30 protein-coding genes are annotated in these 25,790 nt (G+C 68.7%); 17 read left to right on the top strand and 13 right to left on the bottom strand.

All coding sequences use genetic code 11. The features are described 5' to 3' along the window. Nucleotides 1-197: 197 nt before the first annotated feature. Complete coding sequence (locus tag ACTWQN_RS27760; protein WP_504230369.1) at nucleotides 198-446, top strand: cousin-of-CoaP protein; 249 nt, start codon at nucleotides 198-200, stop codon at nucleotides 444-446. Between the two features lie 296 nt (nucleotides 447-742). Further along, on the top strand, nucleotides 743-991 hold the full coding sequence (locus ACTWQN_RS27765) for a cousin-of-CoaP protein (RefSeq protein ID WP_504230370.1): 249 nt from the start codon (nucleotides 743-745) through the stop codon (nucleotides 989-991). Nucleotides 992-1,057: 66 nt separating this feature from the next. Here the strand turns inward: ACTWQN_RS27765 and ACTWQN_RS27770 are convergent, their stop codons facing one another. Continuing rightward, on the bottom strand, nucleotides 1,058-1,834 hold the full coding sequence (locus ACTWQN_RS27770) for an isoprenyl transferase (RefSeq protein ID WP_443206531.1): 777 nt from the start codon (nucleotides 1,832-1,834) through the stop codon (nucleotides 1,058-1,060). A gap of 239 nt (nucleotides 1,835-2,073) precedes the next feature. On the opposite strand from ACTWQN_RS27770, the gene trhA reads away from it, so the two are divergent. Then, on the top strand, nucleotides 2,074-2,751 hold the full coding sequence (gene trhA, locus ACTWQN_RS27775; RefSeq protein WP_443206532.1) for a PAQR family membrane homeostasis protein TrhA: 678 nt from the start codon (nucleotides 2,074-2,076) through the stop codon (nucleotides 2,749-2,751). 86 nt (nucleotides 2,752-2,837) lie between these two features. On the opposite strand, the gene abmR is transcribed toward trhA, so the two are convergent. The 3 genes from abmR to ACTWQN_RS27790 form a co-directional block, all read right to left on the bottom strand. After that, entirely contained in the window at nucleotides 2,838-3,437 is a 600-nt protein-coding gene (gene abmR / locus ACTWQN_RS27780; RefSeq protein ID WP_443206533.1) for an ATP-binding transcription factor AbmR, read from the bottom strand. 64 nt (nucleotides 3,438-3,501) lie between these two features. Next, nucleotides 3,502-3,804 carry a GNAT family N-acetyltransferase gene (locus ACTWQN_RS27785; protein ID WP_443206534.1) on the bottom strand — a complete coding sequence of 101 codons (303 nt, stop codon included), beginning with the start codon at nucleotides 3,802-3,804 and terminating at the stop codon, nucleotides 3,502-3,504. A 64-nt stretch (nucleotides 3,805-3,868) separates the two neighbouring features. Then, on the bottom strand, nucleotides 3,869-5,893 hold the full coding sequence (locus ACTWQN_RS27790; RefSeq protein WP_443206535.1) for a thioredoxin domain-containing protein: 2,025 nt from the start codon (nucleotides 5,891-5,893) through the stop codon (nucleotides 3,869-3,871). A 200-nt stretch (nucleotides 5,894-6,093) separates the two neighbouring features. Here ACTWQN_RS27790 and ACTWQN_RS27795 point away from each other — a divergent pair, with 200 nt between their 5' ends. From ACTWQN_RS27795 to ACTWQN_RS27815, 5 genes are all read left to right on the top strand, one after another. Then, on the top strand, nucleotides 6,094-7,554 hold the full coding sequence (locus ACTWQN_RS27795) for an extracellular solute-binding protein (protein ID WP_443206536.1): 1,461 nt from the start codon (nucleotides 6,094-6,096) through the stop codon (nucleotides 7,552-7,554). 144 nt (nucleotides 7,555-7,698) lie between these two features. After that, nucleotides 7,699-8,103 carry a carbohydrate ABC transporter permease gene (locus ACTWQN_RS27800; protein ID WP_443206537.1) on the top strand — a complete coding sequence of 135 codons (405 nt, stop codon included), beginning with the start codon at nucleotides 7,699-7,701 and terminating at the stop codon, nucleotides 8,101-8,103. Beyond that, nucleotides 8,100-8,957, top strand: coding sequence for a carbohydrate ABC transporter permease (locus ACTWQN_RS27805; protein ID WP_443206538.1), 858 nt, complete (start codon nucleotides 8,100-8,102; stop codon nucleotides 8,955-8,957). The genes ACTWQN_RS27800 and ACTWQN_RS27805 overlap by 4 nt, the downstream gene beginning before the upstream one ends. Continuing rightward, a complete protein-coding gene (locus ACTWQN_RS27810; protein WP_443206539.1) occupies nucleotides 8,954-9,982 on the top strand; it encodes an NAD(P)-dependent alcohol dehydrogenase in 1,029 nt (342 codons plus the stop codon). The genes ACTWQN_RS27805 and ACTWQN_RS27810 overlap by 4 nt, the downstream gene beginning before the upstream one ends. An 8-nt stretch (nucleotides 9,983-9,990) precedes the next feature. Further along, nucleotides 9,991-10,791, top strand: a complete 801-nt coding sequence (locus tag ACTWQN_RS27815; RefSeq protein ID WP_443206540.1) for a DeoR/GlpR family DNA-binding transcription regulator — start codon at nucleotides 9,991-9,993, stop codon at nucleotides 10,789-10,791. A gap of 51 nt (nucleotides 10,792-10,842) precedes the next feature. Here ACTWQN_RS27815 and ACTWQN_RS27820 read toward each other — a convergent pair whose 3' ends face one another. Together ACTWQN_RS27820 and ACTWQN_RS27825 are read right to left on the bottom strand one after the other, a co-directional pair. Further along, complete coding sequence (locus ACTWQN_RS27820) at nucleotides 10,843-11,031, bottom strand: DUF397 domain-containing protein (protein WP_443206541.1); 189 nt, start codon at nucleotides 11,029-11,031, stop codon at nucleotides 10,843-10,845. Further along, the gene (locus ACTWQN_RS27825) at nucleotides 11,028-11,876 is read right to left on the bottom strand and encodes a helix-turn-helix domain-containing protein (RefSeq protein ID WP_443206542.1); all 849 of its coding nucleotides are present in this window, start codon (nucleotides 11,874-11,876) and stop codon (nucleotides 11,028-11,030) included. Before ACTWQN_RS27825 ends, ACTWQN_RS27820 begins: the two co-directional genes overlap by 4 nt. Nucleotides 11,877-12,007: 131 nt before the next feature. On the opposite strand from ACTWQN_RS27825, the gene ACTWQN_RS27830 reads away from it, so the two are divergent. From ACTWQN_RS27830 to ACTWQN_RS27840, 3 genes are read left to right on the top strand one after another with little or no spacing between them, the layout of a single operon-like run. Then, complete coding sequence (locus tag ACTWQN_RS27830) at nucleotides 12,008-12,223, top strand: HC3 family zinc finger protein (RefSeq protein WP_443206543.1); 216 nt, start codon at nucleotides 12,008-12,010, stop codon at nucleotides 12,221-12,223. Next, nucleotides 12,220-12,408: a hypothetical protein gene (locus ACTWQN_RS27835; RefSeq protein ID WP_443206544.1), complete on the top strand. Its 189-nt coding sequence runs from the start codon at nucleotides 12,220-12,222 to the stop codon at nucleotides 12,406-12,408. The genes ACTWQN_RS27830 and ACTWQN_RS27835 overlap by 4 nt, the downstream gene beginning before the upstream one ends. Before the next feature lie 12 nt (nucleotides 12,409-12,420). Continuing rightward, nucleotides 12,421-12,651 (top strand): hypothetical protein, encoded by a 231-nt coding sequence (locus tag ACTWQN_RS27840; protein WP_443206545.1) that lies wholly within the window; start codon nucleotides 12,421-12,423, stop codon nucleotides 12,649-12,651. 332 nt (nucleotides 12,652-12,983) lie between these two features. On the opposite strand, the gene ACTWQN_RS27845 is transcribed toward ACTWQN_RS27840, so the two are convergent. Both ACTWQN_RS27845 and mca read right to left on the bottom strand, forming a co-directional pair. Continuing rightward, nucleotides 12,984-13,289: a hypothetical protein gene (locus tag ACTWQN_RS27845; protein WP_443206546.1), complete on the bottom strand. Its 306-nt coding sequence runs from the start codon at nucleotides 13,287-13,289 to the stop codon at nucleotides 12,984-12,986. Continuing rightward, complete coding sequence (gene mca, locus ACTWQN_RS27850; RefSeq protein ID WP_443206547.1) at nucleotides 13,286-14,167, bottom strand: mycothiol conjugate amidase Mca; 882 nt, start codon at nucleotides 14,165-14,167, stop codon at nucleotides 13,286-13,288. The genes ACTWQN_RS27845 and mca overlap by 4 nt, the downstream gene beginning before the upstream one ends. 87 nt (nucleotides 14,168-14,254) lie before the next feature. Between mca and ACTWQN_RS27855 the strand changes: the two genes are divergently transcribed. Further along, a complete protein-coding gene (locus ACTWQN_RS27855) occupies nucleotides 14,255-14,800 on the top strand; it encodes a DUF4307 domain-containing protein (RefSeq protein WP_443206548.1) in 546 nt (181 codons plus the stop codon). 191 nt (nucleotides 14,801-14,991) lie between these two features. Further along, the gene (greA, locus tag ACTWQN_RS27860) at nucleotides 14,992-15,480 is read left to right on the top strand and encodes a transcription elongation factor GreA (RefSeq protein WP_443206549.1); all 489 of its coding nucleotides are present in this window, start codon (nucleotides 14,992-14,994) and stop codon (nucleotides 15,478-15,480) included. A gap of 64 nt (nucleotides 15,481-15,544) precedes the next feature. Here greA and ACTWQN_RS27865 read toward each other — a convergent pair whose 3' ends face one another. Then, on the bottom strand, nucleotides 15,545-16,045 hold the full coding sequence (locus ACTWQN_RS27865) for an Lrp/AsnC family transcriptional regulator (protein ID WP_443206550.1): 501 nt from the start codon (nucleotides 16,043-16,045) through the stop codon (nucleotides 15,545-15,547). Between the two features lie 217 nt (nucleotides 16,046-16,262). On the opposite strand from ACTWQN_RS27865, the gene hppD reads away from it, so the two are divergent. Next, on the top strand, nucleotides 16,263-17,408 hold the full coding sequence (hppD, locus tag ACTWQN_RS27870) for a 4-hydroxyphenylpyruvate dioxygenase (protein ID WP_443206635.1): 1,146 nt from the start codon (nucleotides 16,263-16,265) through the stop codon (nucleotides 17,406-17,408). An 11-nt stretch (nucleotides 17,409-17,419) separates the two neighbouring features. Here hppD and ilvA read toward each other — a convergent pair whose 3' ends face one another. Then, nucleotides 17,420-18,631 (bottom strand): threonine ammonia-lyase, encoded by a 1,212-nt coding sequence (gene ilvA / locus ACTWQN_RS27875; RefSeq protein WP_443206551.1) that lies wholly within the window; start codon nucleotides 18,629-18,631, stop codon nucleotides 17,420-17,422. 251 nt (nucleotides 18,632-18,882) lie between these two features. On the opposite strand from ilvA, the gene ACTWQN_RS27880 reads away from it, so the two are divergent. Next, nucleotides 18,883-19,134 carry a hypothetical protein gene (locus ACTWQN_RS27880; protein WP_443206552.1) on the top strand — a complete coding sequence of 84 codons (252 nt, stop codon included), beginning with the start codon at nucleotides 18,883-18,885 and terminating at the stop codon, nucleotides 19,132-19,134. Nucleotides 19,135-19,308: 174 nt separating this feature from the next. On the opposite strand, the gene ACTWQN_RS27885 is transcribed toward ACTWQN_RS27880, so the two are convergent. The 3 genes from ACTWQN_RS27885 to ACTWQN_RS27895 all read right to left on the bottom strand — a co-directional run bounded on the left by ACTWQN_RS27885 (nucleotide 19,309) and on the right by ACTWQN_RS27895 (nucleotide 23,156). Next, entirely contained in the window at nucleotides 19,309-20,448 is a 1,140-nt protein-coding gene (locus tag ACTWQN_RS27885) for a cystathionine gamma-synthase (protein ID WP_443206553.1), read from the bottom strand. 165 nt (nucleotides 20,449-20,613) lie between these two features. Then, nucleotides 20,614-21,687: a hypothetical protein gene (locus ACTWQN_RS27890; protein ID WP_443206554.1), complete on the bottom strand. Its 1,074-nt coding sequence runs from the start codon at nucleotides 21,685-21,687 to the stop codon at nucleotides 20,614-20,616. Nucleotides 21,688-21,788: 101 nt separating this feature from the next. Beyond that, nucleotides 21,789-23,156, bottom strand: coding sequence for a cystathionine beta-synthase (locus tag ACTWQN_RS27895; RefSeq protein WP_443206555.1), 1,368 nt, complete (start codon nucleotides 23,154-23,156; stop codon nucleotides 21,789-21,791). Between the two features lie 242 nt (nucleotides 23,157-23,398). On the opposite strand from ACTWQN_RS27895, the gene ACTWQN_RS27900 reads away from it, so the two are divergent. Both ACTWQN_RS27900 and ACTWQN_RS27905 read left to right on the top strand, forming a co-directional pair. Beyond that, the gene (locus tag ACTWQN_RS27900) at nucleotides 23,399-24,325 is read left to right on the top strand and encodes an SGNH/GDSL hydrolase family protein (RefSeq protein ID WP_443206556.1); all 927 of its coding nucleotides are present in this window, start codon (nucleotides 23,399-23,401) and stop codon (nucleotides 24,323-24,325) included. A 200-nt stretch (nucleotides 24,326-24,525) separates the two neighbouring features. Then, the gene (locus ACTWQN_RS27905) at nucleotides 24,526-25,746 is read left to right on the top strand and encodes an acetyl-CoA C-acetyltransferase (RefSeq protein ID WP_443206557.1); all 1,221 of its coding nucleotides are present in this window, start codon (nucleotides 24,526-24,528) and stop codon (nucleotides 25,744-25,746) included. The last annotated feature ends 44 nt before the right edge of the window (nucleotides 25,747-25,790 follow it).

Here is a 25,790-nt window from a genome sequence, read left to right on the forward strand (position 1 = left end):
TGCGCATTTGCCGACGCAATCAAACGGCCACGCAACGTCGAACAAATAAATCACACAATGGTGTTAACGAGGTGTCTTTTCCCCGGTTTGGCTGGATATCTTTCACGCCGGGTGCTTCCCCCAGGCCGACTTTGGGGTGCGTAGCCGGGGGAGAAAGAGCGCACTCGCTTCATCCCATCCAACAAGGAGCAACCGAAGTGCTGAAGAAAGCAGCGATTGTCGCCGGTGCGGCCGCTGGCCTGATGGCCCTGGCCCCGATCGCCAACGCCGACAGCGCGGACAACGACGGCATCAACGTCCTCAACGACAACAACCTGAGCGTTCTGCCGATCCAGGCCTGCGGCAACAACGTCGCGGTGTTGGGCATCGTGCTGCCGATCCTGTCCCCGCAGCTCAACGAGTGCGTCAACGCTCCGATCGTGGACCACCCCAAGGTCGACAGCTGATCCAGGCGATTCGCCTGGATCCGGTACGCGGAATTAGGTGACGAAAAGGGCGTCGGGTCGGACCCGGCGCTCCTTTTTGTGCGCGGGTCACGGTTTCTGACCGCCCAATTCACGGTCACCACCAGCGAATACGAGATCCGACTTCACACAATGGTGTTAAGGAGTTTGGGCATCCGGCCTGCCGCCGGTAGTTTTCAGCCGGAACGCACCAGACTCGGTGGCCACCGCGTGGGCTTTCCGAAGTCCACGCGGTGTGAACTCCGAATCCCGCGGTAATCAAAGGAGAGTGAACCCAAGTGCTGAAGAAGGCAGTGATTGTCGCCGGTGCCGCCGCCGGTCTGATGGCCCTGGCCCCGATCGCCAACGCCGACAGCGCGGACAACGACGGCATCAACGTCCTCAACGACAACAACCTGAGCGTCCTGCCGATCCAGGCCTGCGGCAACAACGTCGCGGTGCTGGGCGCTGTTGTGCCGATCCTGTCCCCGCAGCTCAACAAGTGCGTCAACGCCCCGATCGTCGACCACCCCAAGGTCGAGAGCTGAGCGCAGCTCGTCCCAACGGAAAGGCCAGGTCCCAGCGACCTGGCCTTTTCGTTCGTCCGGTCTCGGCTACCCGCCGAAGCGGCGGTGGCGGACCGCGTAGTCGCGGAGCGCGCGGAGGAAGTCGACTCGCCGGAAGGCGGGCCAGTACGCCTCGGTGAACCAGAACTCGGAGTGCGCCGACTGCCACAGCATGAAACCGGACAGCCGCTGCTCACCGGAGGTGCGGATCAGCAGATCAGGATCGGGCTGTCCGGAGGTGTAGAGGTGCTCGGCGATGTGGTCGACGGTGAGGACCTCCGCCAGTTCCTCGATCGTGGTGCCCGCTTCGGCGTGCTGCTGCAACAGCTTGCGCACCGCATCGGCGATCTCCCGGCGCCCGCCGTAGCCGACCGCGACGTTGACCTGCATGCCGGTGCGGCCCTTGGTCCGCAGCGCCGCGGCGGACAGCCGCGCGGCGGTCTCGGTGGGCAGCAGGTCCAGTGCACCGACGATCCGCACCCGCCACGGCGTGATCGGATCGGTCAGTTCGTCGACCACCCCGGCGATGATCTCCATCAGCGCGTCGAGCTCCGCGCGGGTGCGGTTGAGGTTGTCGGTGGACAGCAGCCAGAGCGTGACGATCTCGACATCGGCCGCTTCGCACCAGCTGAGCAGTTCGGCGATCTTGCGCGCACCGGCGCGGTGCCCGTGGGCGGCGTCCAGACCCGCTTCCTTGGCCCACCTGCGATTGCCGTCCAGGATGACGCCGACGTGCCTGGGATGTTGGACTCCGTCGAGCTTCCGACGCAGCCGCCGCTCGTAGACGTCGTAGACGAGTTCCTTCAACCGAACCTTGAGCGCCACGCCAGCTGAGCCTACGCGGATCCGGATCCGGCGCGGATCCCACCTCGCCTCGCTTCACTTCACCGTGCGGCAGCGGTCACCTGGAGTTCGCCCGCGGTCACCCTGCGCGGGCACCGGGAGGCGGGCGTCCTGAGGCATGTCAGCGCTGGCCCAGGCTAGCCGCGTCGACGGCACCAGCCCGCTGCCGCGGGCGATGGCAGATTCCAGGCGGCGCTGCGGCGGTCCCGTAGCCTCGGGGGGTGACTAGTGCCCTTTCCGCGCGCCGCCCGAGCGCTTTCGTCAAGCCGAGGATGCGTGGCTGGATCCACCTGTGGTCGTTGGTGGTTTCGGTCGCCGCTGGCGCCACGTTGATCGCGCTCGCCGCAGCGACCGTGTCGGCTGCGGCGGCAGTGGGCACGTCCATCTACGTCGCGACGGTGCTGGGCCTGTTCGGTGTCAGCGCCCTGTACCACCGCAGGACCTGGAAGACGCTCGGCGCGCGCACCTGGATGCGACGCCTCGACCACTCGATGATCTTCCTGTTCATCGCGGGCACCTACACCCCGTTCGCGATGGTGGCCATGCAGCCGACGACGGGTGCGGTGGTGCTCGCGGTCGTCTGGGGCGGTGCGCTGGGCGGCGTGATCCTCAAGCTCGCCTGGCCCAACGCACCGCGCTGGGTCGGGGTGCCGGTGTACATCGCGCTGGGTTGGGTTGCCGTGTTCGTGCTGCCCGATCTGCTGCACAACGCCGGGGTGGCTGTGCTGGTGCTGCTGCTCGTCGGCGGCCTGCTGTACACCGCGGGCGCGGTCTTCTACGCGAGCCGGCGGCCCGACCCGTGGCCGAAGACCTTCGGCTACCACGAGTTCTTCCACGCGGCGGTCTCGCTGGCCGCGATCTGCCACCACATCGCGATCTGGCTCGCCCTGTACGCCTGACCGGCGGTCGCGAGCGAACCCATCCGCATCCGGGTGAGCGGAGCTTTCGCCCGGAACAACCGGGCGAGCGCTCCGCTCCCGCCAGCTCACGACCCCTGGGGCCCGCGGTTGCGCAGTTCGTCGACCTTGGACAGGGCCTCGCGCAGTTCGGTCAGCCACTCCTCGGTGTGCTGGCCGACGAGTCGGACCGCCCAGGCCAGCGCTTCGGAGCGGGACCGGGCGACCCCGGCATCCACCAGCGTGTCCAGCACCACGCGTTCGGGCTGGTGCAGCCGGGTCATCACCGGCACGGACAGCGTGGTGAACAGTTCCTCGGTGTCGCCGAGCCGGGCTCCCCAGGCCACTTTGCGCCCGTAGCGGTGCTCGGCCTGGCGGGCGATCTCGATCCGCTCGTCGCGGGTCTCTTCGCGGAACCGGGCGATCCGGCCGCTGCGCGCGGCCGCCCGCCCCGCCTCGTCGGCGAACTCGCCGTCCACCGACGGCAGATCGCCGACCACCACGATCTCCTCGCGGTCCACGGTGACCGTCGGAGCACCGGTGAACCAGCCTTCGGGCAGCCGCCCGGTGAACCACGCCTTGGCGTCGTCCGCCGTCGGCGGGTCGTTGCGCCGCCCGCGTCCGCCGCCCGCTCCGGGCGGTCCTCCCCAACCTCGACCGCGGGCTGCTCGATCGAATCTCGAATACATCTTCCCACCTCCTGATTACAGAATTACACGCTTACATCAGAGGTAGAAGGAGTTGTGCTTCCGCCTAGGGCGAAATCGCGCGGCGCATGCAGACCCGCGCGGCGAGATCCAGGCCGTGCGCCGCCTCGCGCGCCGCGAGCTCGGCCAGACCCGGCGTGATCTCCTCGTCGGCCATCTCCCGGAACCCCAGGCGCGCGTAGTAGGGCGCGTTCCACGGCACGGTTCGGAAGGTCGTCAGCGTCAGCGCGGCCAACCCCTGCTCGCGCGCCCAGGACTCGACGTGGTCGAGCAGCATCCGGCCGATGCCCCGGCGCACGTGGTCGGCGTGCACGCTGATCTGACCTACGTGGACACTGCCGTCGAGCACCTCGGGCGCCTCGCCACCGGTTTCCCGACAGGAGTCCGATGTGGATGGTGCAGGTGGCGGCCGGTCAGCGGGCGAGGGACTCGACGAGGTCTTCGGCGGTGGTCACCGGCCGGTCGCAGACGTAGCCGCGGCAGACGTACGCCGCGGCGGCTTCGCCGACCAGCGGCCGACCGGCCAGCAGCGGTACCCCCGTCGCCCCCGGCTCCCCGGCCAACGCCACCGCCCCGCCGGGCGCGTGCCGCCGTGCCGCGGCGAGCAGCGCCGCCCGATCGCCATCCTCGGCTTCGCCGACCACCGCCACCTGCAGCGGTCCGTGGGCGCGCGCTTCCGCGACGCTGAGCCAGTGGCCCGCGAAGCGGGGCGCGCGCTGCGCGAGGAGCCCGACGCGGGACAGCGCCTGCTCGGCGGCGCCGCGATAGCGCGCCGTGGCGTCCATTCCGGCGAGCGCGGCCGCGGTGAGCAGGGCAGAGGTGAGCGCCGATGCCCCAGCTGGGCTGGCGTTGTCGGTCGGGTCGGAGGGGCGCCGGACGAGCGCTTCGGCGTCGGCGGCGGTGTCGTAGAACATGCCCGGGTGCTCGGCGTCGGCGAACTGTTCCAGGGCCGTGTCGAGCAGCGAGCAAGCCGCTTGCAGCCAACGCGATCCGCCGGTCGCCTGGTGCAGCGAAAGCAGGCCGTCGGCGAAGCAGCCGTAGTCTTCGAGCACGCCACCGGCCGTTCCGACCACCCCGTTGCGGGAGGTGCGGCGCAACCGGCCGTCGACCAAGTGCCGTTCCAGCAGCAGATCCGCCGCCTGCGCCGCCGCGTCGATCCAGCGCGGTTCGTCGAGCACCGCGGCGGCCTCGGTCAGCGCGGTGATCGCCATGCCGTTCCAGGCGGTGACCACCTTGTCGTCCTTGCCGGGCTGCGGGCGCCGGTCGCGGGCTTCGCGGAGGCGTTCGCGCACCCGCCGCCAGCGGGCCGGATCGTCCGGGTCGCGCTCCAGCTGCAGGGTCGAGGTGCCGTGCTCGAAGGTCCCGGCCCGGGTCACCTCGAACAGCTGCGCCGCCCACGCCCCGTCGTCGGCGCCGAGCACCTCGCGCAGCTGGTCCGGCGTCCAAACGTAGGTCAGGCCTTCGACGCCTTCGGTGTCGGCATCCAGCGACGCCGCGAATCCGCCTTCCGGAGTTCGCATTTCGTGCAGCAGGAATTCGGCCACCTCGCGCGTCACGCGCTCGCCGAGCGGACTGCCGAGCCGGGCCAGGTGCGCGTACACGCGGAGCAGCAGGGCGTTGTCGTACAACATCTTCTCGAAGTGCGGCACGACCCACGACGGGTCGACGCTGTAGCGCGCGAAGCCGCCCGCCAGCTGGTCGTAGATGCCACCGCGGGCCATCGCCGAGCAGGTGGCCTCGACGAGCTCCAACGCGGACCGGCCGCCATCCGATGAGCCGATCCGTTCGTGGTGGCGCAGCAGGAATTCCAGCACCATCGATGGCGGGAACTTCGGCGCACCACCGAATCCGCCGTTGGCCGAGTCGAATTCGACCTGCAGCCGGGCGACCGCCTCGGCCAGCACCTCTTCGTCCAAAATGGACTCGGGCAGTGGGGCCCGCTGGGCGCTCAGCTGTTCCGCGATGCGCGCGGCGGCCTTGCGGACCTCATCACCGCGCCCTGCCCACGCCTGCGCCACCGCGTCCAACAGCTGCCGGAACGACGGCAGGCCGGACATCGGCGCCGTCGGGTAGTAGGTCCCGCAGTGGAACGGTTCGCCGTCCGGGGTGAGGAAGCAGGTCATCGGCCAGCCGCCCTGACCGGTCATGGCCTGGGTGGCCTCCATGTACACCGCGTCGATGTCCGGCCGCTCCTCGCGGTCCACCTTGATGTTCACGAAGTTCTCGTTCATCAACCGCGCGGTTTCGGGGTCCTCGAACGATTCGTGCGCCATGACGTGGCACCAGTGGCAGGCGGCGTATCCGATCGACAGCAGCACCGGCACATCCCGCTGCCGGGCCTCCTCGAACGCCTCGGGAGTCCAGGGCCACCAGTCGACGGGGTTGTCCGAGTGCTGCAACAAGTAGGGGCTGGTCGCATCCGCAAGCCGGTTCGCCATGCCCCCAGCGTCCCACGTCGCCTCACCGGTCGCGCACACCTGCTGCCGCGGAGTGAGGGCCGTGGCGCGGCGATTTCGCGCGAAAGCGTCACCTTCCCACGATCAGCGCGCCAAGTTGTTCTCATAAAATGTGTTAACAATTTATTCTATCTCCGCTAATAATGACCACCGCAGTTGCTTGGGACCTGCCAGGAGCGCACATGATCGAGTCGAGGCTCAGCCGCCGACGGCTGTTGGGCAGCGCGGTCGCCGGTGGCGTCGCGCTCGCCGCCGGTGGGTTGCTCGGCGGCTGCACGTCGCGCCAGGACGTGCGGCGGCTGGCCACCGACGACCGCTGGCGGCAGTTCGAAGGCGCCACGCTCAACTTCATCTCCGAGAACACCGCGCCCACCGCGGCCATCGCCGCCGACCTCGCCCCGTTCACCCGGCTGACCGGCATCAAGATCAACATCGTCACGCTGGAGCTGTCCGCGCTGGTGCAGAAGGTCGCGCTGGACCTGGCCTCCGGTCAGGCGCAGTACCAGGTGATCTACGCCGACCCGTACCAGGTGCTCGCGCCGTACTCGAAGGGCCTGGTCGACCTGCGCGAACTCGCCGACGACCCGACGCTGCCCGGCGAGGTGTCCGACTTCGCCGACTTCGTACCCGTGCAGCTGGACGCCGCGGGCCGCTTCGGCACCGACGGCAAGATCTACGCGCTGCCCTACGACTGCCCCACGATGATCTGGCAGTACCGCAAGGACCTGTTCGACGAGCACCACCAGCGGATGGCCGACGACCTGGGCTTCGATCCCACGCCCGGCGAGCACACCACCTGGCAGCAGTACCTCGCCATCGCGCAGTGGTTCAACGACAACACCGACGAGGTCCGCTACGGCGCCGGACACCAGGCCAAACAGCACGACTCGCTGATGTGCGACTTCTCCAACGTGCTGTGGTCCTACGGCGGCGACTACTTCGCGAACGGCTTCGAGGTGGGCCGCCTCGGCGTGGTCGAGCCCGGTCCGTGCCTGCTGACCGAGGACAACGCGATCGAGGCCGCCGCCTTCTACCAGCGCCTGCTGTCCGTGGCCGATCCCGCGTCGCGCACCTGGGACTGGGACGGCCTGGGCGCGGCGTTCCGCGCGGGCCGCATCGCGATGTGCCCGAACTGGCACGAGTACGCCGCGGACAACGAGGCGGTGCTGCCCGGCAAGGTCGGCTACGCGCGGCTGCCGATGGGCCCGCAGCGCTCGGCGAACCAGTACGGCGGCTGCGGCATCGGGATCAGCGCCAACACGCTGCCGGGCGAGCGCGGCGCCGCGTGGCTGTTCGTGAACTGGGCTACCGCGCGGGACACCCAGCTGCGCAACCTCCGCAGCGCTGCCGGTGGCGGTACGCCCACCCGCACATCCGTCTACGAACCGCCCGAAGTGCGCGCCGCCGAGCACCGCCCGTCGGCGATGCCGAACATGCTGACCGCCGAAGCGGTCCGGCAGGCGTGGCTGCCGGAGAACGCCGGGCTGCGCCCGAAGATCCCGATGTGGAACGAGTGCGACACCGCGATCTACACGCAGCTGTCGCGGATGCTGGTCGGCGACGCCTCGCCGGAGCAAGCGATGCGGGAGACCACCGACCGCGTCAACCGCATCACGGCCCGAGGGTGGGTGGCGGCCGGATGAGCCTGACGATCGAGAAACCCGCACCGGAGCCGACCCGGACCAGGCGAGCCGGGCGCCGCTGGCCGAGCTTCGAAGGACGGCTGCTCACGCCCGGCGTCGCGCTGCTCGCGGCGTTGAGCCGACAAGAGCTCCGCGTTCGCCGCGGTGGTGCTGATGGACGTGTGGGAGTGGACGCCGCTGATCGCGCTGATCGCGCTCGCCGGACTGTCCTCGGTGCCGCTTGGCCTGCGGGAGGCCGCGGCACTGGACGGCGCCAGCGGTTGGCAGAGCCTGCGGCACATCGTGCTGCCGTCGATCTCCAACGTGCTGCTGGTGGCGCTGCTGATCCGGTCGATGGACGCGATTCGCTACTTCGACATCATCTGGGTCACCACCAACGGCGGACCGGCGGATGCGACGAAGATCGTGCCGGTCCGGCTGTACGAGACCGCCTTCCGGTTCTTCGACCTCGGCTACGCGGCCGCCATCGGCCTGGTGATGCTCGCCGTGTCCATCGTCATCGCCCGCGCTTTCGTGCGGATGCTGGACAAGAAGGGATTGACCAGATGAGCGCGTTGCCGGTCAGCCCGTTCGAGCGCGGCAGTCGGCGGTTGCGGCTGACCGTGTGGCTGGTGCTCGGCATCGGTCTGCTGTGGACGCTCGTGCCGCTGCTGTGGATGGTGCTGTCGTCGTTCAAGTCCACCGCGGATGTCACGGCGGCGACCCCGCAGGTGTTGTTCGAGCCGACGCTGGAGAACTACCGGAACCTGTTCACCGGCGCGAACAACCTGACGCCCTACATCGTGCACAGCGTGCTGGCGGCCGGGATCTCCGCCGTGCTGGCGGTGGTGCTGGGCGCACCCGCCGGTTACGGCCTGGCCCGCACCCGGATGCGCGGCAAGAAGCACCTGTCGTTCTGGATCATCTCGACCCGGATGGCGCCGATCGCCGCGGTCGTGCTGCCGCTGTTCCTGATGTTCCGCGCAATGGGCCTGATCGACTCCATTCCGGGTCTGGTGCTGGCCTACCTGACCTTCGACCTGCCGTTCGCGATCTGGCTGATGAGCGCGTTCTTCGCCGAACTCCCGCCGTCGCTGGAGGAGTCGGCGCAGGTCGAGGGCTGCACCCGGTGGCAGGCGTTCTGGCACGTCGTGCTGCCGCTGACCAAGTCGGGGCTGGTTACCACCTTCGTGCTGTGCCTGGTGTTCGCCTGGAACGACTACGCTTTCGCCCTGGTGTTCAGCGGCCCGAACTCGCAGACCTTGCCGATCGCGGCGAACCAGCTGGTCACCCAGGCCGGTATCGACTGGGGACAGCTGACCGCGATCGGCACCTTCGTGGTGGCCCCGATGATCCTCGCGGGCCTGGCCGTCCGCCGGTGGCTGGTCACCGGCATGACCTTGGGAGCGGTGACTGGCGAATGACTCCAACGACCATGCGTGCCTCGGTGCTGCGCGGCATCCACGACATCGTGCTCGAAGAACGTCCGGTGCCCGCGCCGGGCCCGCGCGAGGTGCTGGTCCAGGTCACCTCGGTGGGCACCTGCGGTTCGGACGCGCACTACTACGAGGAAGGCCGCATCGGCTCGTTCGTGGTGCAGCAGCCGCTGATCCTCGGGCACGAAGCGGGCGGGGTCGTGGTGGCCTGCGGTTCGGGGGTCTCCCGGCACACCCCCGGCCAGCGGGTCGCCATCGAGCCGGGCGTGCCGTGCTTCGTGTGCCCGCAGTGCCGCAGCGGCCGGTACAACCTGTGCCCGGACATGCGGTTCTTCGCGACCCCGCCGATCGACGGGGCGTTCTGCGAGTACGTCGCGGTGCACGAGGAGTTCGCCTACCCGGTGCCCGACACCATCTCCGAGGACGCGGCCGGGCTGCTCGAACCGCTCTCGGTGGGGGTCTGGGCCTGCCGCAAGGGCCGGGTCGGTCCGGGGTCCCGGGTGCTGATCACCGGAGCCGGTCCGATCGGCCTGGTCGCCGCGCAGACCGCGCGGGCCTTCGGCGCGACCGAAGTCGTCGTCACCGACGTCAACGCGCGTCGTCTGTCGCTGGCCGCCGAGCTGGCCGCCACCAGCACCATCGATGTGCGGGGCACCTCGCTGACCGAGTTCGGGTACGAACCCGACGTGCTGCTGGAGTGCTCGGGGGTGCCCAGCGCGGCGGTCGAGGCGATCCGCACCGTCACCCGCGCCGGGCGGGTGGTGCTCATCGGCATGGGTGGCGACGAGCTGGCGCTGCCGCTGTCCCACGTGCAGAACTTCGAGATCGAGCTGACCGGCACCTTCCGCTACGCCAACACCTGGCCCGCGGCGATCGCGCTCGCCGCGGCCGGATCGGTGGACCTGGACCGGTTGGTCACGCACCGCTTCGGGCTCGCCGAGGTCGAGCAGGCGCTCACCGTCTCCGCCCGCGACGAAACGGCCGTGAAAGCCGTCGTCCGCCCGCAGGAGTAGGAGCGCCGATGGGCAACGTGCGGCCGTCGGACGCGGTGGTCGAGCAGCGCAGGCAAGACGTGCTGCGGCACGTCATCGAGCACGGCGGCGCCCGCATCGACGAACTCGCCGAGCGGTTCGAGGTCAGCTTGATGACGATGCACCGCGATCTCGACGAGCTCGCGGAGCGCCGCCTGCTGCGCAAGTTGCGGGGCCGGGTCGAGTCGTACTCGTCGCTGACGGTGGAGACCGCGACCCGCTTCCGCATCGGCCTGCACGTCGCCGAGAAAGCGGCGCTGGCCAGTGCCGCCGCGCTGGAGGTCCGGCCCGGCATGACGGTGCTCATCGACGACTCCAGCACGGTTTTCCCGCTGGCCAGGCAGGTTTCCGGGATCGAGGAACTGACCCTGGTCACCAATTCGGTCGGCGTCGCGCAGATCCTCTCCGCTGCCGGGTGCGAGGTGGTGCTGCTCGGTGGCCGCTACCGCGGTGAGTTCGACTCGTGCACCGGCCCGGACGTGCTGCGCGCGCTGTCCCGGCTGCGCGCCGACATCTCGTTCATGTCCGCGACGGCCATCACCAACGGTCGGTTGTTCCACCCGATCCAGGACTACGCGGACGTCAAGGAGGGCATCCGGGAGTCCACGGCGCGCAACGTGCTGCTGGTCGACCACTCCAAGTTCGGCAAGACCGCGACCTTCGCCTACGGCGACGTGCGGGCCTACGACCTGGTGATCACCGACAACGCCACTCCCGAGCACGAACTCACGGCCATCCCGGACCTCGGCACCGAGGTCCGGGTAGTCCCGGCACCAAGGTCGGAAACCTGATGTCGTGAGTGCGAAAGCCGGTTGGAGCCGGTTTTCGCACTCACGACCCCATCAACCCAGCTGCCCAGCCTTGACGCTGGCCAGGAAGCTGGCCCAAGACCTGCAGCTCACGCATAACGTGCCGCCATCGCGGTCCTTGGTGTCCCGGATGTAAGTCCCGGCCCGGCCCACGGCCAGCTCAACGCACTCGTTCGCGCCACTTCCGCTGTGACTGCTCTTGCGCCAGTTCAGGTTGCTCATTCCAACGCCTTCGCTTGAGAGCGGATCAAGTCCGTCGATTCGCCGGGTGTCAACGCTGACGCAGCGATTTCGTCGAACATGCCGGAGAAATGCTGCACATCATTCACATTCTCCACCCAGGCGCCACCAGCGGCGTACTCCAGGTAGACGGCTGGCAAATCGTCCGGATCGGCGTACCCGATGATCGTGAAACCGCCAGACATGGTGCCGTAAGCACCAAGGCCGAACGGCATGATCTGAACCGTCACGTTCTCGCGCTCGGCGCTGGTGATCAAGTGCTGCAGCTGCTCGATCATTACGTCGGGTCCACCGACCACGCGGTGGATCACTGACTCGTCGATCAACGCGTGCAGACGAAGTGGGGCCGGTCCGCTCAGTCGCGCCTGCCGACTGAGGCGAGCGTTCACGTACCGCTCCGGGCTGGCTGAATGGAATTGGTGACCACCCGCATTGATCGCCCTTGCGTACGCATGCGTTTGCAAAAGCCCAGGTATGACGAGCGGACCGAGGACACGGGCGGTGTCGGCTTCTGCCTCCGCGCGCAGGAAAGCTCGGAACGCCTTGGGCGAACCTGTGGGTGTGACGATCCGAGTGGCTCGTTCACCTGCGTCTTCCCAAAGCAGTGCCGCTTCGGAGCGCTCCTCATCGGTTGCGTTGTAGAGCGCGAGCAACGCCTGCATTGCTGCCCAACCAGGGCGAACGTAGCCGGTTTCGTACCGGCTAACGGTCGGCTCGCTGACGCGCAAGAGCTTGCTGGCGGCGCCAAGCGTCTTGTCGGCTTCGCTCCTAAGGCGGGCCAGTAGCTGGCCAAGCCGTCTCTTGCGTCGGGTTGGGGTCGTCGGCATGTCAGGAGCCTAGCGCTGCGCGATCAAGGAGCACTTACACCCGATCAAGGGATGGTCGGGAGTAATTACACCCTATATCTTTCAAAGAAGCTTGATCACTGAGTCAACGACCAAGGATCTGGGGTGATGGCATGTATCCGTTCCACTGGGTTCCGGCTGGTGGGGCTCGGCACGCGAGTCTTGACGCACATCCGGGCGGGGCTTTCTGCTATCCGAGCGGGACTTCGGTGCGGACCTTGTGCGAGCAGCAGCTCACCGCTGACAACTCGGTGCTGGCGTGGCTGTGGGACACCTGCGGCACCTGCAACGACGAAGCTCGGCGACTGGCCTGCACGGTGGCGCGATGAGTCAGCGCACCAGAGGTCTCGCGGTCCTGCTGCGCCGCGCCCAGTGGGTGTTGGACGACCTGGCTTTCCAGGTCGGCGCAGGCCGTCTCGACACCGACGACCTCAGCGCCGCCGCTCTCACCCTGGACGAGATGGCGCGGCTGCTCCGCGAAACCGCGAAAGACGATGCGCGCATCAGCGCGTGAAAGGACTCCGACATGCTGAACGTGCTCCCGGAAATCGGCGCCATCTCGGCGATCGTCGCCCTCTACCTGATCGCGACGTGGAAACCGCGCCTCCCCCAACACGCCGGATCAGGCGAAGACACCCGCACTGTCTGGCAACTCATAGCCGACGTGGAAGCCGAACGACGACAACGAGAACACGTCGGCCGCCACCGCTTCCGCGAACCCGCCGAACAGTCCACATCGGACACTCGCCACCGCTAGCCATCCGAATCCCGGCTCGATGCCAAGCCCCCGACTCCAGGCATCGAGCCGCGCGGCCGGTCGGTGCGCTTCCCCTCCCCACGCACCGACCGGCCGCACCCCCGCATGCGGTCGAAGCCGTCGACGGAGAACCACAGCGGGCGACGGTGCCGACGGGTGACGGTGCCGATCCGCTTCCGCACCGCCCGGCCCCCACACCCCCTGGAGTCCTAACCCAAGAGGTGATCTTTTCGAGGTGAGGGGCACCTGTGACCAAGTAACTGGGTCACAGGTGCCCCTCACCTACCACCGGATCCGGTGATCCTGAGCTGGTGGCTCCTGGCGGAATGCCGCTAGGGGGATTCGCCCTTGTCGGGCTTCGTCTCGCTCTGCTCGGTTTCGGCTTCTCGGGTCGCCGCTGCTCGCTTCGATCGTGCTGGGGCCGCCGCGGCGGCCTTCTCCTCGTCGAAGACCACCGGGACCTTCTTCAGGTGCTTGGTCATCGACCGGATTAGGAACACCACCGCGATGGCGAACAAGATCAGCAGCACCAGACCGACCGGGGAGGACTTGCCGAAGTCCTCACCCTGACCACCCGGGTCGGCTGGTGGAGCCGGTGCCTGCGCCAGGACGAAGGCGACCGTTTCCCGTGCACTCATGCGCACACCTTCTCCTGCACGCCGGAGAACAGGTCGTCCTCCGGCAACGTGGTGTCGACCAGCGAACGCACCAGCTCGTAGTCCTCGGTCGGCCACAGCTCTCGCTGGATGTCGATCGGGACCGCGAACCAGCGGCTCGTCGGGTCGATCTGGGTCGCGTGGGCGCGCAACGCATCGTCGCGCTTCTCGAAGTATTCCCCGCACTCGACCCGCGTGGTAACCCGCTGGTCCGGATCCGGGCGGGTCGAATCCCACTTGGCCAGCCACTCGCCGTACGGGGACTCCAGCCCGGCTGCCACCAGCGCGTCGTGGAACAGCTGCATGCGCTTGCGGGAGAAACCGTGCGAGTAGTACAGCTTCAACGGCTGCCAGGGCTCGCCCGCGTCCGGGTACAGGTCGGGGTCACCCGCCGCGTCGAAGGCCGCCACCGAGATCTCGTGGCACCGGATGTGGTCCGGATGCGGGTAGCCGCCGTTCTCGTCGTAGGTGATCAGCACGTGCGGCCGGAACTCCCGCATCACCTTCACCAGCTCCCCGGTGCTGACCTCGGCGGGCACCGTGGCGAAGACCCCGTCGGGCAGCGGCGGTGGTGGGTCGCCCTCCGGCAGCCCGGAGTCGACGAAGCCCAGCCACCGGTGCTGCACTCCGAGAATCTTGGCCGCCTCCGCCATCTCCGCGCGGCGGATCTCCGGCAGGTTCGCGGTCACCTCCGGCCGGTCCATGGCCGGGTTCAGAACGCTGCCCGCTTCACCACCGGTGCAGGTGACCACCATCACTTCGTGTCCATCGGCCACGTAACGCGCGGTGGTCGCGGCTCCCTTGCTGGACTCGTCGTCCGGGTGCGCGTGCACCGTCATCAGCCGCAGCTTCTCCGCCATCGCCAGGTAGTCCTCCCGCTTGCAGCAACTCCGTCGAACGCGGCCCCGCAGACAGGCCGCCGAACACCCCAGGGATAATTAACGAGGATGTCGGCACCCATTGTTCCCGGTCGGTCCGACATACCCGGCGCCAGCCCCCGCACCAGGCGGGTGCGGGCGGCGGAGAAGACCGAAGTCGAAAGGCTGCCCGAGCCGGTGACGCACCAGCAGATCCCGCAGGACCGGTACGGAGCGCGTGGCCGCACGCGTCCGCGCCCCGGCCTTCGCTGGTTGCTGACCGCGATCGTGCTCGTCGCGATGGTGGGCGTGGCGTACGTGGGGTACCGGAACCTGGGCAGCGCACCCATCGAGGGCAAGCAGGTCGCCTTCGACGTGCTCGACGACCAGTCGGTGCGCATCGTGCTCGAAGTCCAGCGCGACGAACCGCAGCGACCCGCCGACTGCGTGGTGCGCGCCCGCGCCGAATCCGGTGAGGAAGTCGGTCGCAAAGAAGTGCTGATCCAATCTGCGAGCGGCATTACCAGACAGGACACTGTGTTGCGTACCTCGACCCGAGCAACCATCGGGGAGGTGTACGGCTGCACTTACAACGTTCCTGAATATTTGTCCACCCACACGCGGCCAACTGGGTGAACAGCGGCGTACCACGCCCGGCGCTGGGAAAATCCAGGCCCTGGACGTGCTACTTCGTGCTATCGTCGGCTTCAGCACGGCCCCGCGCGGGCCGTGTTTTTCCGTTCCTTGGCTTTAGCTGAGAAATAAGTGTGCGGAAATGCAATTGGCCCGTGGAAAGTACGGGCCGCAGTCGACGAGGAGTGGTGACCGTGAGCGAGACCCAGGTGACCTGGCTGACCCAGGATGCTTACGACCGGCTCAAGGGTGAGCTGGACGAGCTCGTGGCCAACCGCCCGGCGATCGCCGCGAAGATCAACGAGGCTCGCGAGGAAGGCGACCTCCGGGAGAACGGCGGCTATCACGCCGCCCGCGAGGAGCAGGGTCAGATCGAATCCCGGATCCGCCAGCTGCAGGAACTCCTGCGCACCGCCAAGGTCGGCGACGTGCCCACCGAATCGGGCGTCGCCAAGCCCGGCTCGGTGTTGACCGTCCGCTACGACGGCGAGGACGAGACCGAGAAGTTCCTGCTGGCCACCCGCGAAGAGGGTGCGCACGGCGACATGGAGGTCTACTCCCCCAACTCCCCGCTGGGCCGGGCGCTGCTGGACGCCAAGGAAGGCGAGACCCGGGAATACGAGCTGCCCAACGGCGGCACCATGACGGTGACCCTGGTCAAGGCCGAGCCGTACGCTGGCTGAACCCGAAGCCGAATCCCACACCGCGGGCGTCCCCTGATCGGGGGCGCCCGCGGTGCGTTGCGCCTCACTCCTCGTATTCGTTCTGCGCAGCGGCCGAGCGTTCCAGCAGGGGCCGCACCCGGGGCGCCACCGGGGTGGACAGGGCGATCGAAGTCGACGTGCGCCGCACCCCGGACACCCCGACGACCTCGTCGATGACTCGCTGCAAGTCGGCGTTGGAACGGGCCACCATCCGCACGAACAGGTCGCCCTGCCCGGTCGTCGCGTGCACCTCGCACACCTCGTCGATGGCCGCGAGCTGCTCGGCCACCAGCGCACGTCGCCCCTGGGCGATCTCCAGCACCGCGAAGGCCGTCAGGCCGTAACCCATCGCCGCCAGGTCCAGTTCCGGCGGGAACCCCAGCAGGATGCCGCGCTGCACCAACCGATCCATCCGGGCCTGCACGGTGCCGCGGGCGACGCCGAGCCGCCGCGAGCACTCCAGCACCCCGAGCCGGGGCTCGTCGGCGAGCAACAGCAGCAGCCGCGCGTCCAGCGCGTCCAATCCCTCGGCATTGGGAGCCAAGTCGCATCTCCTACTCAGGTTGACCAATCCATCCAGTCTTCCGGATCAAATACTGATCAGTTTGTGCAGCGAAATCAACGAGTGTTGCTCAGGATGACCGATCGGGCGCACGCTGACTTGCAGCACCTCTTCGGCGAACCCTCGGGAGGACATCGTGACCGGCACCGTCAACCACGGCAGCCAGACCGGGCAGCTCGACGACGTGACCTTCGACCAGATGCGCCGCCTCGTCGGTCTCGTCGAGCACGACGACACGAAGGATCCGTTCCCGGTCAAGGCGCTCGACGCGGTGGTGTTCGTCGTCGGCAACGCCACCCAGAGCGCACTGTTCTACCAGGTCGCGTTGGGCATGGAGCTGATCGCCTACTCCGGTCCCGAGCACGGCAACCGGGACCACAAGGCCTTCGTGCTGAAGTCCGGATCGGCCCGGTTCGTGCTCAAGGGCGCGGTCGATCCGGACAGTCCGCTCGCCGACCACCACCGCCGCCACGGCGACGGGGTCGTCGACCTGGCGCTGGAGGTGCTCGACGTGGACAAGTGCATCGAGCACGCCCGCGCGCAGGGCGCCACGGTGCTCGAAGAACCGCACGACGTCTCCGACGAGCACGGCACGATCCGCGAGGCGGCGATCGCCACCTACGGCGAGACCCGGCACATGTTGCTCGACCGCAGCCGCTACACCGGCCCGTACCTGCCCGGATACGTCGCGCAGCGAGGCAGCTACACCAAGCCGTCCGGTGCCCCCAAGCGGCTGTTCCAGGCGGTTGACCACTGCGTGGGCAACGTCGAACTCGGCCAGATGGACCGGTGGGTCGAGTTCTACAACCGGGTCATGGGCTTCGTGAACATGGCCGAATTCGTCGGCGACGACATCGCCACCGACTACTCGGCGCTGATGAGCAAGGTGGTGGCCAACGGCAACCACCGGGTCAAGTTCCCGCTCAACGAACCGGCCGTCGGCAAGCGGAAATCGCAGATCGACGAATACCTGGAGTTCTACCGGGACTCGGGCTGCCAACACATCGCGCTGGCCACCGGCGACATCATCGAGACCGTCACGGCGATGCGGACCGCTGGCGTGGAATTCCTGAACACGCCGGACGCCTACTACGACGACCCGCGGCTGCGGGCGCGCATCGGCGAGGTTCGGGTGCCCATCGAGACGCTCAAGCAGCACGGCATCCTGGTCGACCGCGACGAAGACGGGTACCTGCTGCAGATCTTCACCAAACCGATCGGCGATCGGCCGACGGTGTTCTACGAGTTGATCGAGCGGCACGGCTCGCTGGGCTTCGGCAAGGGCAATTTCAAAGCCCTTTTCGAGGCGATCGAACGCGAACAGGAACGCCGCGGCAATCTTTGATCCGGCCGTGCTCAGCGTTTGGCGACGATGGTGAAACCCGCGGATTCGAGTTCGATGACGACGTTTTCGCGGTGTTCGGGGCCGCGCGTTTCCAGCGAGATCTCCACGTCGACCTCGCCCACCGCCAACGCCCCGGAAATGCGGGAATGCTCGATGTCGAGCACGTTCGCGGACAGTTCGCCCAACTTCGCCAGCAAGCCCGCCAACGAACCGGGCCGATCGGGCAACCGCACCCGCAAGGACAGGTAGCGGCCCGCCGAGCTCATGCCGTGCTGGATCAGCTGCAGCAGCAACAGCGGATCGATGTTGCCGCCGGAAAGCACCGCGACGGTCGGCGAGGCGACCTGCTCGGGATGCTCCAGCAGCGCCGCCACCGAGGCGACCCCGGCTGGCTCGACCACCAGCTTCGCCCGTTCGAGGCACAGCAGCAGGGCCCGCGACAGGGCCTCTTCGCTGACCGTCAGCACCCCGTCGACCAGTGCGGCCACATGCGCGAACGGCACCGGACCAGGCTCGCCGACCGCGATCCCGTCAGCCATCGTCGGGGTTTCGGCCAGCCGCACCGGTTTGCCCGCCGCGAGCGAAACCGGCCACGCCGCGGCCTGCTCGGCCTGCACCGCGAGGACCTTTATCTGCGGGTGCTCGGCCTTGACCGCAGCGGCGATACCGGCGACCAACCCGCCGCCACCGGTGGGCACCACGATGCTGCGGACCGCTGGCAGCTGCGCCAGAATCTCCAACCCGACGGTGCCCTGACCGGCGACGATGTCGGGATGGTCGTAGGGGTGGATGAATTCCGCTCCGGTCCGCAGCGCGTACTCCCGGGCGGCGGCCATCGCTTCCGCCAGCACCGCACCTCGCAGCCGGACGTCGGCGCCGTAGGCCTTGGTGGCCGCGAGCTTGGGCAGCGGAACGCTTTCGGGCATGAACACCGTGGCGTGAATGCCGAGCAGCGACGCGGCGAGCGCGACGCCCTGCGCGTGGTTCCCGGCGCTCGCCGCGACCACCCCGGCGGCACGACGCACTTCGTCCAGCGCGTGCAGCCGGACGTAGGCGCCTCGGAGTTTGAACGAGCCGGTGCGCTGGAGGTTCTCGCACTTGAAGAAGACTTCACCGCCGCAATGCGCGCCGAGCACCCGGCAATGCTCGATGGGGGTTCGCCGCGCGATCCCGGCGAGCGTTTCGCCCGCGGCTCGGATTTGGCCCAAATCGACCAGCCGCATGCGCCAATCGTGCCACCGCGGATCGCAGGTCACTCGGGCTGCACGTTCGGTACCCTCGAAGAAGCGGCCGGGTGCCCGCAGTTCGATGGCACCATCGGAAGAAAGCCGTCGCGAAGGGGCTGTCGGGGGGAAGCTGTCGCGGAGGGGGCCATGCGCAACCATCGACCATTCATGAGCACCTGTTCTGGTGCCACACCGGATTCGGGGATTGCCGCGCGACGCTGGCGCCGGGGCCACACACGGGAGGAAGCATGACGCGGCTGACCCCAACGACCAGCGCGTTCCCACTGGTCACCGGCATTGTCGCGGCCGCTGCGCTGTCCGGGGCGGCGGTGCTCGCGGTACTGAACTCGGGTTGCGACGAGCCCGGCGCCTATCGTTCGAACGACGGCGTGGTGGAGCTGATCGGCGGCTGCCTGAAGTCCGACGACCTCCCGGTCAGTCCCCGGCATCCGACCGACGTCCGCCCGCTGGGCAGCAACGAGCCCGCCATGGAACGCTGACACCCATCCACCGAACGGATGACAATCGGCGCTCCTTCAGCGGAGCGCGCGAGGGTTTTACCTAAAACTAACCTTCGCAATTCGGTCGAAGCGGGTGGGTGGCGATTTCGCGCGAAATCGCCACCCACTCCCCACGGGAAGCGGCGATTTCGCGCGAAATCGCCTACTGCCTGGTCAGCCGAGGGCGCTGCGAATGTCTTCGACCAGATCGTCGGCGTCTTCGATACCCACGGAAAGCCGCACCAGGTCCGCCGGGACCTGCAGCATCGAGCCCGCGGTGCTGGCGTGCGTCATCCGGCCGGGGTGCTCGATCAACGATTCGACCCCGCCGAGCGACTCGGCCAAGGTGAACAACCTGGTGCGGGAGCAGGCCGCGAGGGCGGCCTCCTCACCGTCGACGTGCGTGAACGAGACCATCCCGCCGAAGTGGCGCATCTGCTTGGCCGCCACCTCGTGGCCGGGGTGCTGCGGCAGCCCGGGGTAGAACACCTTGGCCACCTTCGGATGCCCGACCAGCGCGGCGGCGATCCGCTCGGCGTTGGCGCTGTGCCGCTCCATCCGCACCGCGAGGGTCTTGATGCCGCGCAACGTCAACCACGCGTCGAACGGACCGGGCACCGCGCCCGCGCCGTTCTGCAGGAACGCGATCTGCTCGGCCAGCTCGTCGTCCGAGGTGACCACCGCACCGCCGACCACATCCGAATGCCCACCGAGGTACTTGGTGGTCGAGTGCACCACCACGTTCGCACCGAGCTCCAGCGGCTGCTGCAGGTACGGCGAGGCGAAGGTGTTGTCCACGACCAGCTTCGTGCCCGCATCGCGGGAAACCTGCGCGAGAGCGGCGATGTCACCGATGTTGAGCAGCGGGTTGGTGGGCGTCTCGATCCAGATCACCTTGGTGTTCGGCTGAATCGCGGCCCGGACCGAATCCACATCGGACACCTTGACCGGGGTGTACTCGATGCCCCAACTGGAGAGCACCTTGTCCACCAGCCGGAACGTCCCGCCGTAGGCATCGTCGGGGATGACCAGGTGATCGCCTGGCCGCAGGGTGGCCCGCAGCACCGCGTCGGTGGCCGCCATGCCGGAGGCGAACGCGCGCGCATGTCGGCCGCCTTCCAGCTCGGCCAGGCATTCCTCCAGCGCGGTGCGGGTCGGGTTGCCGGTGCGGGAGTACTCGTAGCCCGCACGCAAGCCGCCCACCCCGTCCTGGGCGTAGGTCGACGTGGCGTGGATCGGCACGATGACCGAACCGGTCGTCGGGTCAGCCTCCTGGCCCGCATGAATAGCGCGGGTGGCAAAGCCGTCACTCATGTGGAGCAGCGTACGTCCCGCACAGCGGTTCGCCGACCCGGGCCCGGCGCGGGCCCTCCTGACGACCCGTTGTTCTGGCCGGAGCACGAGGTTTCCCACGAGGACGCCAGAAAGCGAAGCGGCCCCGGACCAAAAGTCCGGGGCCGCTCTCAAGTCGTGCTCAGCTCACCACTGCGGGGGCTGCGGCGGCTGGCCGCCGGGCGGCGGCGGGAAGCCACCGGGCTGCTGGCCCGGCTGACCGTACTGCTGCGGCGGCTGACCGGGCTGGCCGTACTGCTGCGGCGGGCCCGGCTGACCGAACTGCTGCGCACCCGGCTGCTGACCGGGCTGACCGAAGCCACCCGGCGGCGGGCCGTAGCCTCCGGCCGCAGCCGGGGCTGGCGCGCCGGGACCGGCGGCCGCCCACTGCCGAGTGCCCGGCAGGAAGGCCAGCACCGCCAGCGCGATGCCGAACAAGATGCCGACCACGCCGGAGAAACCGGGGTACATGATCGTGCTGATCAGGTTGGCCAACACGCCGACGGCTGCGGCACCGCCGACCAGCAGCGGGCCGATCGGCTTGCGCTTCAGCAGCAGGATGCCGCCGACGAGGTATGCGATGGACGCCAGGAAGCTGATGGCCACCAGCGCGTACATCAGGCCCATCGGCGGGATCTCGACGCCGTACTCCTCGGCCTGCGAAGCGAGGCCGGACAACGCGATCAAACCGATGATGCCGATCAGGCCGAAGAGCAGGCCCAGCGCACCGAACACGATGCCCAAGATCGCGGCGGTCTTGGCCAACGCCGCGTTCCCCTGGCCCTGGCTTTGCTGCGGGGGCTGGCCGTAGGCGGCTTGCGGGGGTTGGGCGCCGTAGGGGGCTTGTGCCTGCGGGGCCGGGAAGCCGCTACCCGGTGTGCCCGGCTGCTGCGGTTGGGCCGGGAAACCGCCCGGCTGGCTCTGGGTGCCGGGCTGCTGGTACATCGGCTGCGGCGGCTGCATCGACGGCGGCACCATCGCGGTCGCCTCGGCGCCACTCTGCCCAGCCAGACCAGGCTGCTGGTACATCGGCTGCGGGGGCTGCATCGACGGCGGCACGACCTGCGTCGAGTCGGACGGCGGCTGCACGCCCGGCGACTGCACTGGTCGCACGACCTGAGTCGCGTCGCTGCCAGCCTGGTTGGGGTCCTGCGGGTCCATCCGGTTCGAGATCTGGTCCGAACCCTGCTGACCGCCGTCCGGCGGCTGCGGAGAGCTCATCGGGTGTCCTACTCCCTCGGGGCGTAATGCGAAGTCCTGGGCATACGTCAGCACACGCTATCTGATGCGCCAGCAGCGTAGTGCCGTTCCGTAACAACTCGTCATCGACCAGCGATAAATCCGAGCACATCCTGCCGGGTGACCACACCGGCGGGCTTTCCACCGATCAACACCATGGCCCCGTCGGCTCCGGCCAACGCGACCATCGCGGCGCTGATCTCCTCGCCCGCGCCGATGGTCGGCAGCGGCGGCGACATGTGCGATTCCACCCGGTCCGCGAGATTCGCCTGCCCGGCGAACAAGCCCTCCAACAGGTCGCGCTCGTTGACCGCACCGACCACCTCGGCGGCCATGATCGGCGGCTCGGCGCTGACCACCGGCATCTGCGAGACACCGAATTCACGGAGGATCGCCACCGCCTCGGCGACGGTTTCGTTCGGGTGCACGTGCACCAGGTCCGGGATGGTGCCGTCCTTGCGGCGCAGCACATCGCCGACCGATCCGCCACCGTGGTCCGGCGAGAGGAATCCGTAGGAGGCCATCCAGGAGTCGTTGAAGACCTTGGTCAGGTAGCCGCGTCCGCCATCCGGCAGCAGCACCACGATCACGTCGTCCGGGCCGGTTCGCTCGGCGAGCTCCAGCGCCGCCGCGACCGCCATCCCGCAGGAACCGCCGACCAGCAGCGCTTCCTCGCGCGCGAGCCGTCGGGTCATCTCGAAGGAGTTGGCGTCGGAGACCGGCACGATCTCGTCGCAGATCTCCCGGTCGTAGGTGGTCGGCCAGAAGTCCTCGCCGACGCCTTCCACCAGGTAGGGCCGCCCTCCGCCGCCGGAGTACACCGAGCCCTCCGGGTCCGCGCCGATGACCTTCACCCGCCCGCCGGAGACCTTCTTGAGGTAAGCGCCGGTGCCGGAGATGGTGCCGCCGGTGCCGATACCGGCCACGAAGTGCGTCACCTTGCCCTCGGTCTGCTCCCAGATCTCCGGGCCGGTGGAGTGCACGTGGGATTCGGGGTTGGCCGGGTTGGAGTACTGGTCGGGCTTCCAGGCGCCCTCGATCTCGTGGACCAGCCGGTCGGAGACGCTGTAGTAGGAGTCCGAGTGCTCCGGCGGCACCGCCGTCGGGCACACCACCACTTCCGCGCCGTAGGCCTTGAGCACGTTGCGCTTGTCCTCGCTGACCTTGTCCGGGCAGACGAACACGCAGCGGTACCCCTTGCGCTGGGCGACCATCGCCAGTCCGACACCGGTGTTTCCCGAGGTGGGCTCCACGATGGTGCCGCCGGGGCGCAGTTGACCGGATTCCTCGGCCGCCTCGATCATGCGCAGCGCGATGCGGTCCTTGACGCTGCCGCCGGGGTTCAGGTACTCGACCTTGGCCAGCACCGGGGTTTGCCCGGTGGCCACCGCGTTCAGCCGCACCAGCGGGGTGTTGCCCACCAGTTCGGTGACGTGTTCGACGTAGTCCACGTCCGGTCCTCAATCCTTCGCAACTGCTGTTCGGAGGGGTGTGACGTCGAGCCTAATCGCCTGGTCACCGGCTAACCCACGGGACCTGGACTACGACACACAGTCAGGGAACGAATCCGGTCCGCCCGGCGTCTTGCCTATGACGGGGTTGTTCGCCGCGCGAACCTGGGGCGGCATGGGTGACCATTTCATCCCCGTTGCTGCGGACGGGATCCGGCTGCCGGACTGTGAGGGAGGGCCGAATGATCGCGGCGAAGGCGCTCCGGCTCGCGCTGTTGGCGGCGGGCACCGCCGGGGGACTTTCCGGTGCGGCGTACGGGCTGCTCAACGGCCAGTCCCGATACGCCCGCCGAGTGATCGGACCACCGGCCAACGAACCGCTGCGCGCCGACGGCATCCACCTGCCGGGCGGCTTCGGACCGGTGCCGCGCCGCGAGCTCGCCGACGGCGCGCAGCCGTTGGAACTCGCCGTGCTCGGCGACTCCTCCGCAGCCGGGCTCGGTGTCAACTTCCCCGCCGAACTGCCCGGGGTGCGGCTGGCCCGCGGTCTCGCCGAGGAACTCGACCGGCCGATTTCGCTGACCACGCACGCGATCGTCGGCACCACCACGCAGGAGCTGGCCGCGCAGGTGGACGCCGCGCTCCTCCGCCCGCCGAGGCTGGTGCTGATCATCGTCGGGGCCAACGACGTGACCTCGAAGCTGCCGGTTTCGGCGTGCGCCGAACTGCTCGGCGACGCGGTGCGTCGACTGGTCGGCGCTGGGGTGGCGGTGGTCGTCGGCACCTGCCCCGACCTGGGTGCGATCCAGCCGATCCCGCAGCCGCTGCGCTCCATCGCGCGGCATTGGAGCCTCGCGCTCAGCCGCGCCCAGCGGGGCGCGGTGGAGGCCGCCGGTGGGCACGCGGTGCCGTTGGCCGATCTGCTGTCACCGGAGTTCCTGGCCCGGCCGGGCGAGTTCTTCAGCCCCGACCGGTTCCACCCGTCGGCGGCGGGCTACGAAGCGGCGACGACGATCCTGCTGCCCGCCATGTGCGCGGCGATCGGCGAGTGGGAGGGCGGCCCGCTGCCGCTGGCCCCGACCCGGTCGAAGGCGGCCGAGGCGCGCCGTCCGACCAGCCGGATAGTCGCCCGCCTCAACCGCCGTCTGCACCGACACGCCGACGCGTGATCGCGGCTGTCCGGACGTTCCCCGAAACCCGACGTACTGACCGGTCGGTTTGCCCTTGTCCAGGGGCTGCAATCACCGCCAAGATGGGGTTGCGGCTTTAAAGTGACCGATCGGTAGCCCATGTCGTCGGAGGCGGTCGTGAGTGGCCGAACGGCTGGACCCCGCCTCGCCGCTCACGACCGCGGACAAAGGAGTTCCCCATGCCCGAAGCAGTCATCGTCGCCACCGCGCGATCCCCCATCGGCCGAGCAGGCAAGGGTTCGCTCAAGGACATCCGGCCGGACGACCTCACCGCGCAGATCATCCGCGCCGCGCTGGACAAGGTGCCCGAGCTGGACCCGGCCGAGATCGACGACCTGATGCTGGGCTGCGGTCTGCCCGGCGGCGAGCAGGGTTACAACATGGCTCGCGTGGTCGCCGTGCTGCTCGGCCACGACCAGCTGCCCGGCACCACCGTTACCCGCTACTGCTCGTCGAGCCTGCAGACCACCCGGATGGCCCTGCACGCGATCCGGGCCGGTGAAGGCGACGTGTTCATCAGCGCCGGTGTCGAGACGGTGTCCCGGTTCGTCAAGGGCAGCTCCGACTCGCTGGAGGACACCAAGAACCCGCTGTTCGCCGATGCCCAGGCACGCACCCAGCAGACCGCCGAGCAAGGCGCGGACTCGTGGACCGACCCGCGCACGCTGGATGCGATCCCGGACGTCTACATCCCGATGGGACAGACCGCGGAGAACCTCGCCCGGCTCAAGGGCATCAGCCGGGACGAGATGGACGACTTCGGCGTCCGCTCGCAGAACCTGGCCGAGAAGGCGATCGCCAACGGCTTCTGGAGTCGCGAGATCACCCCGGTCACCACCCCGGACGGCAAGGTCGTCGATGCCGACGACGGGCCGCGACCGGGTGTGACGAAGGAGGGCGTCGCCGGGCTCAAGCCCGTGTTCCGCCCGGACGGTCGGATCACCGCGGGCAACTGCTGCCCGCTCAACGACGGCGCCGCCGCCGTGGTGATCATGAGCGACGCGAAGGCCGAGCAGCTGGGTCTCACGCCGCTGGCGCGGATCGTGTCGACCGGTGTTTCCGCGTTGTCGCCGGAGATCATGGGTCTCGGTCCGGTGGCGGCGTCCAAGCAGGCGCTCAAGCGGGCCGGGCTCGGCATCGACGACATCGACCTGGTGGAGATCAACGAGGCGTTCGCCGCCCAGGTGATCCCGTCCTACCAGGACCTGGGCATTCCACTGGAGAAGCTGAACGTCAACGGCGGCGCCATCGCGGTGGGGCACCCGTTCGGCATGACCGGCGCGCGGATCACCACGACGCTGATCAACTCGCTGCAGTGGCACGACAAGCGGTTCGGCCTGGAGACGATGTGCGTCGGCGGCGGCCAAGGCATGGCAATGGTCCTGGAACGCCTCAACTGACAACCGGCTCCCCGGATTGGGTGATGAGTGAAGGGCACCTTTGA

Source organism: Saccharopolyspora antiqui (assembly GCF_052246905.1).
Classification (GTDB): domain Bacteria; phylum Actinomycetota; class Actinomycetes; order Mycobacteriales; family Pseudonocardiaceae; genus Saccharopolyspora.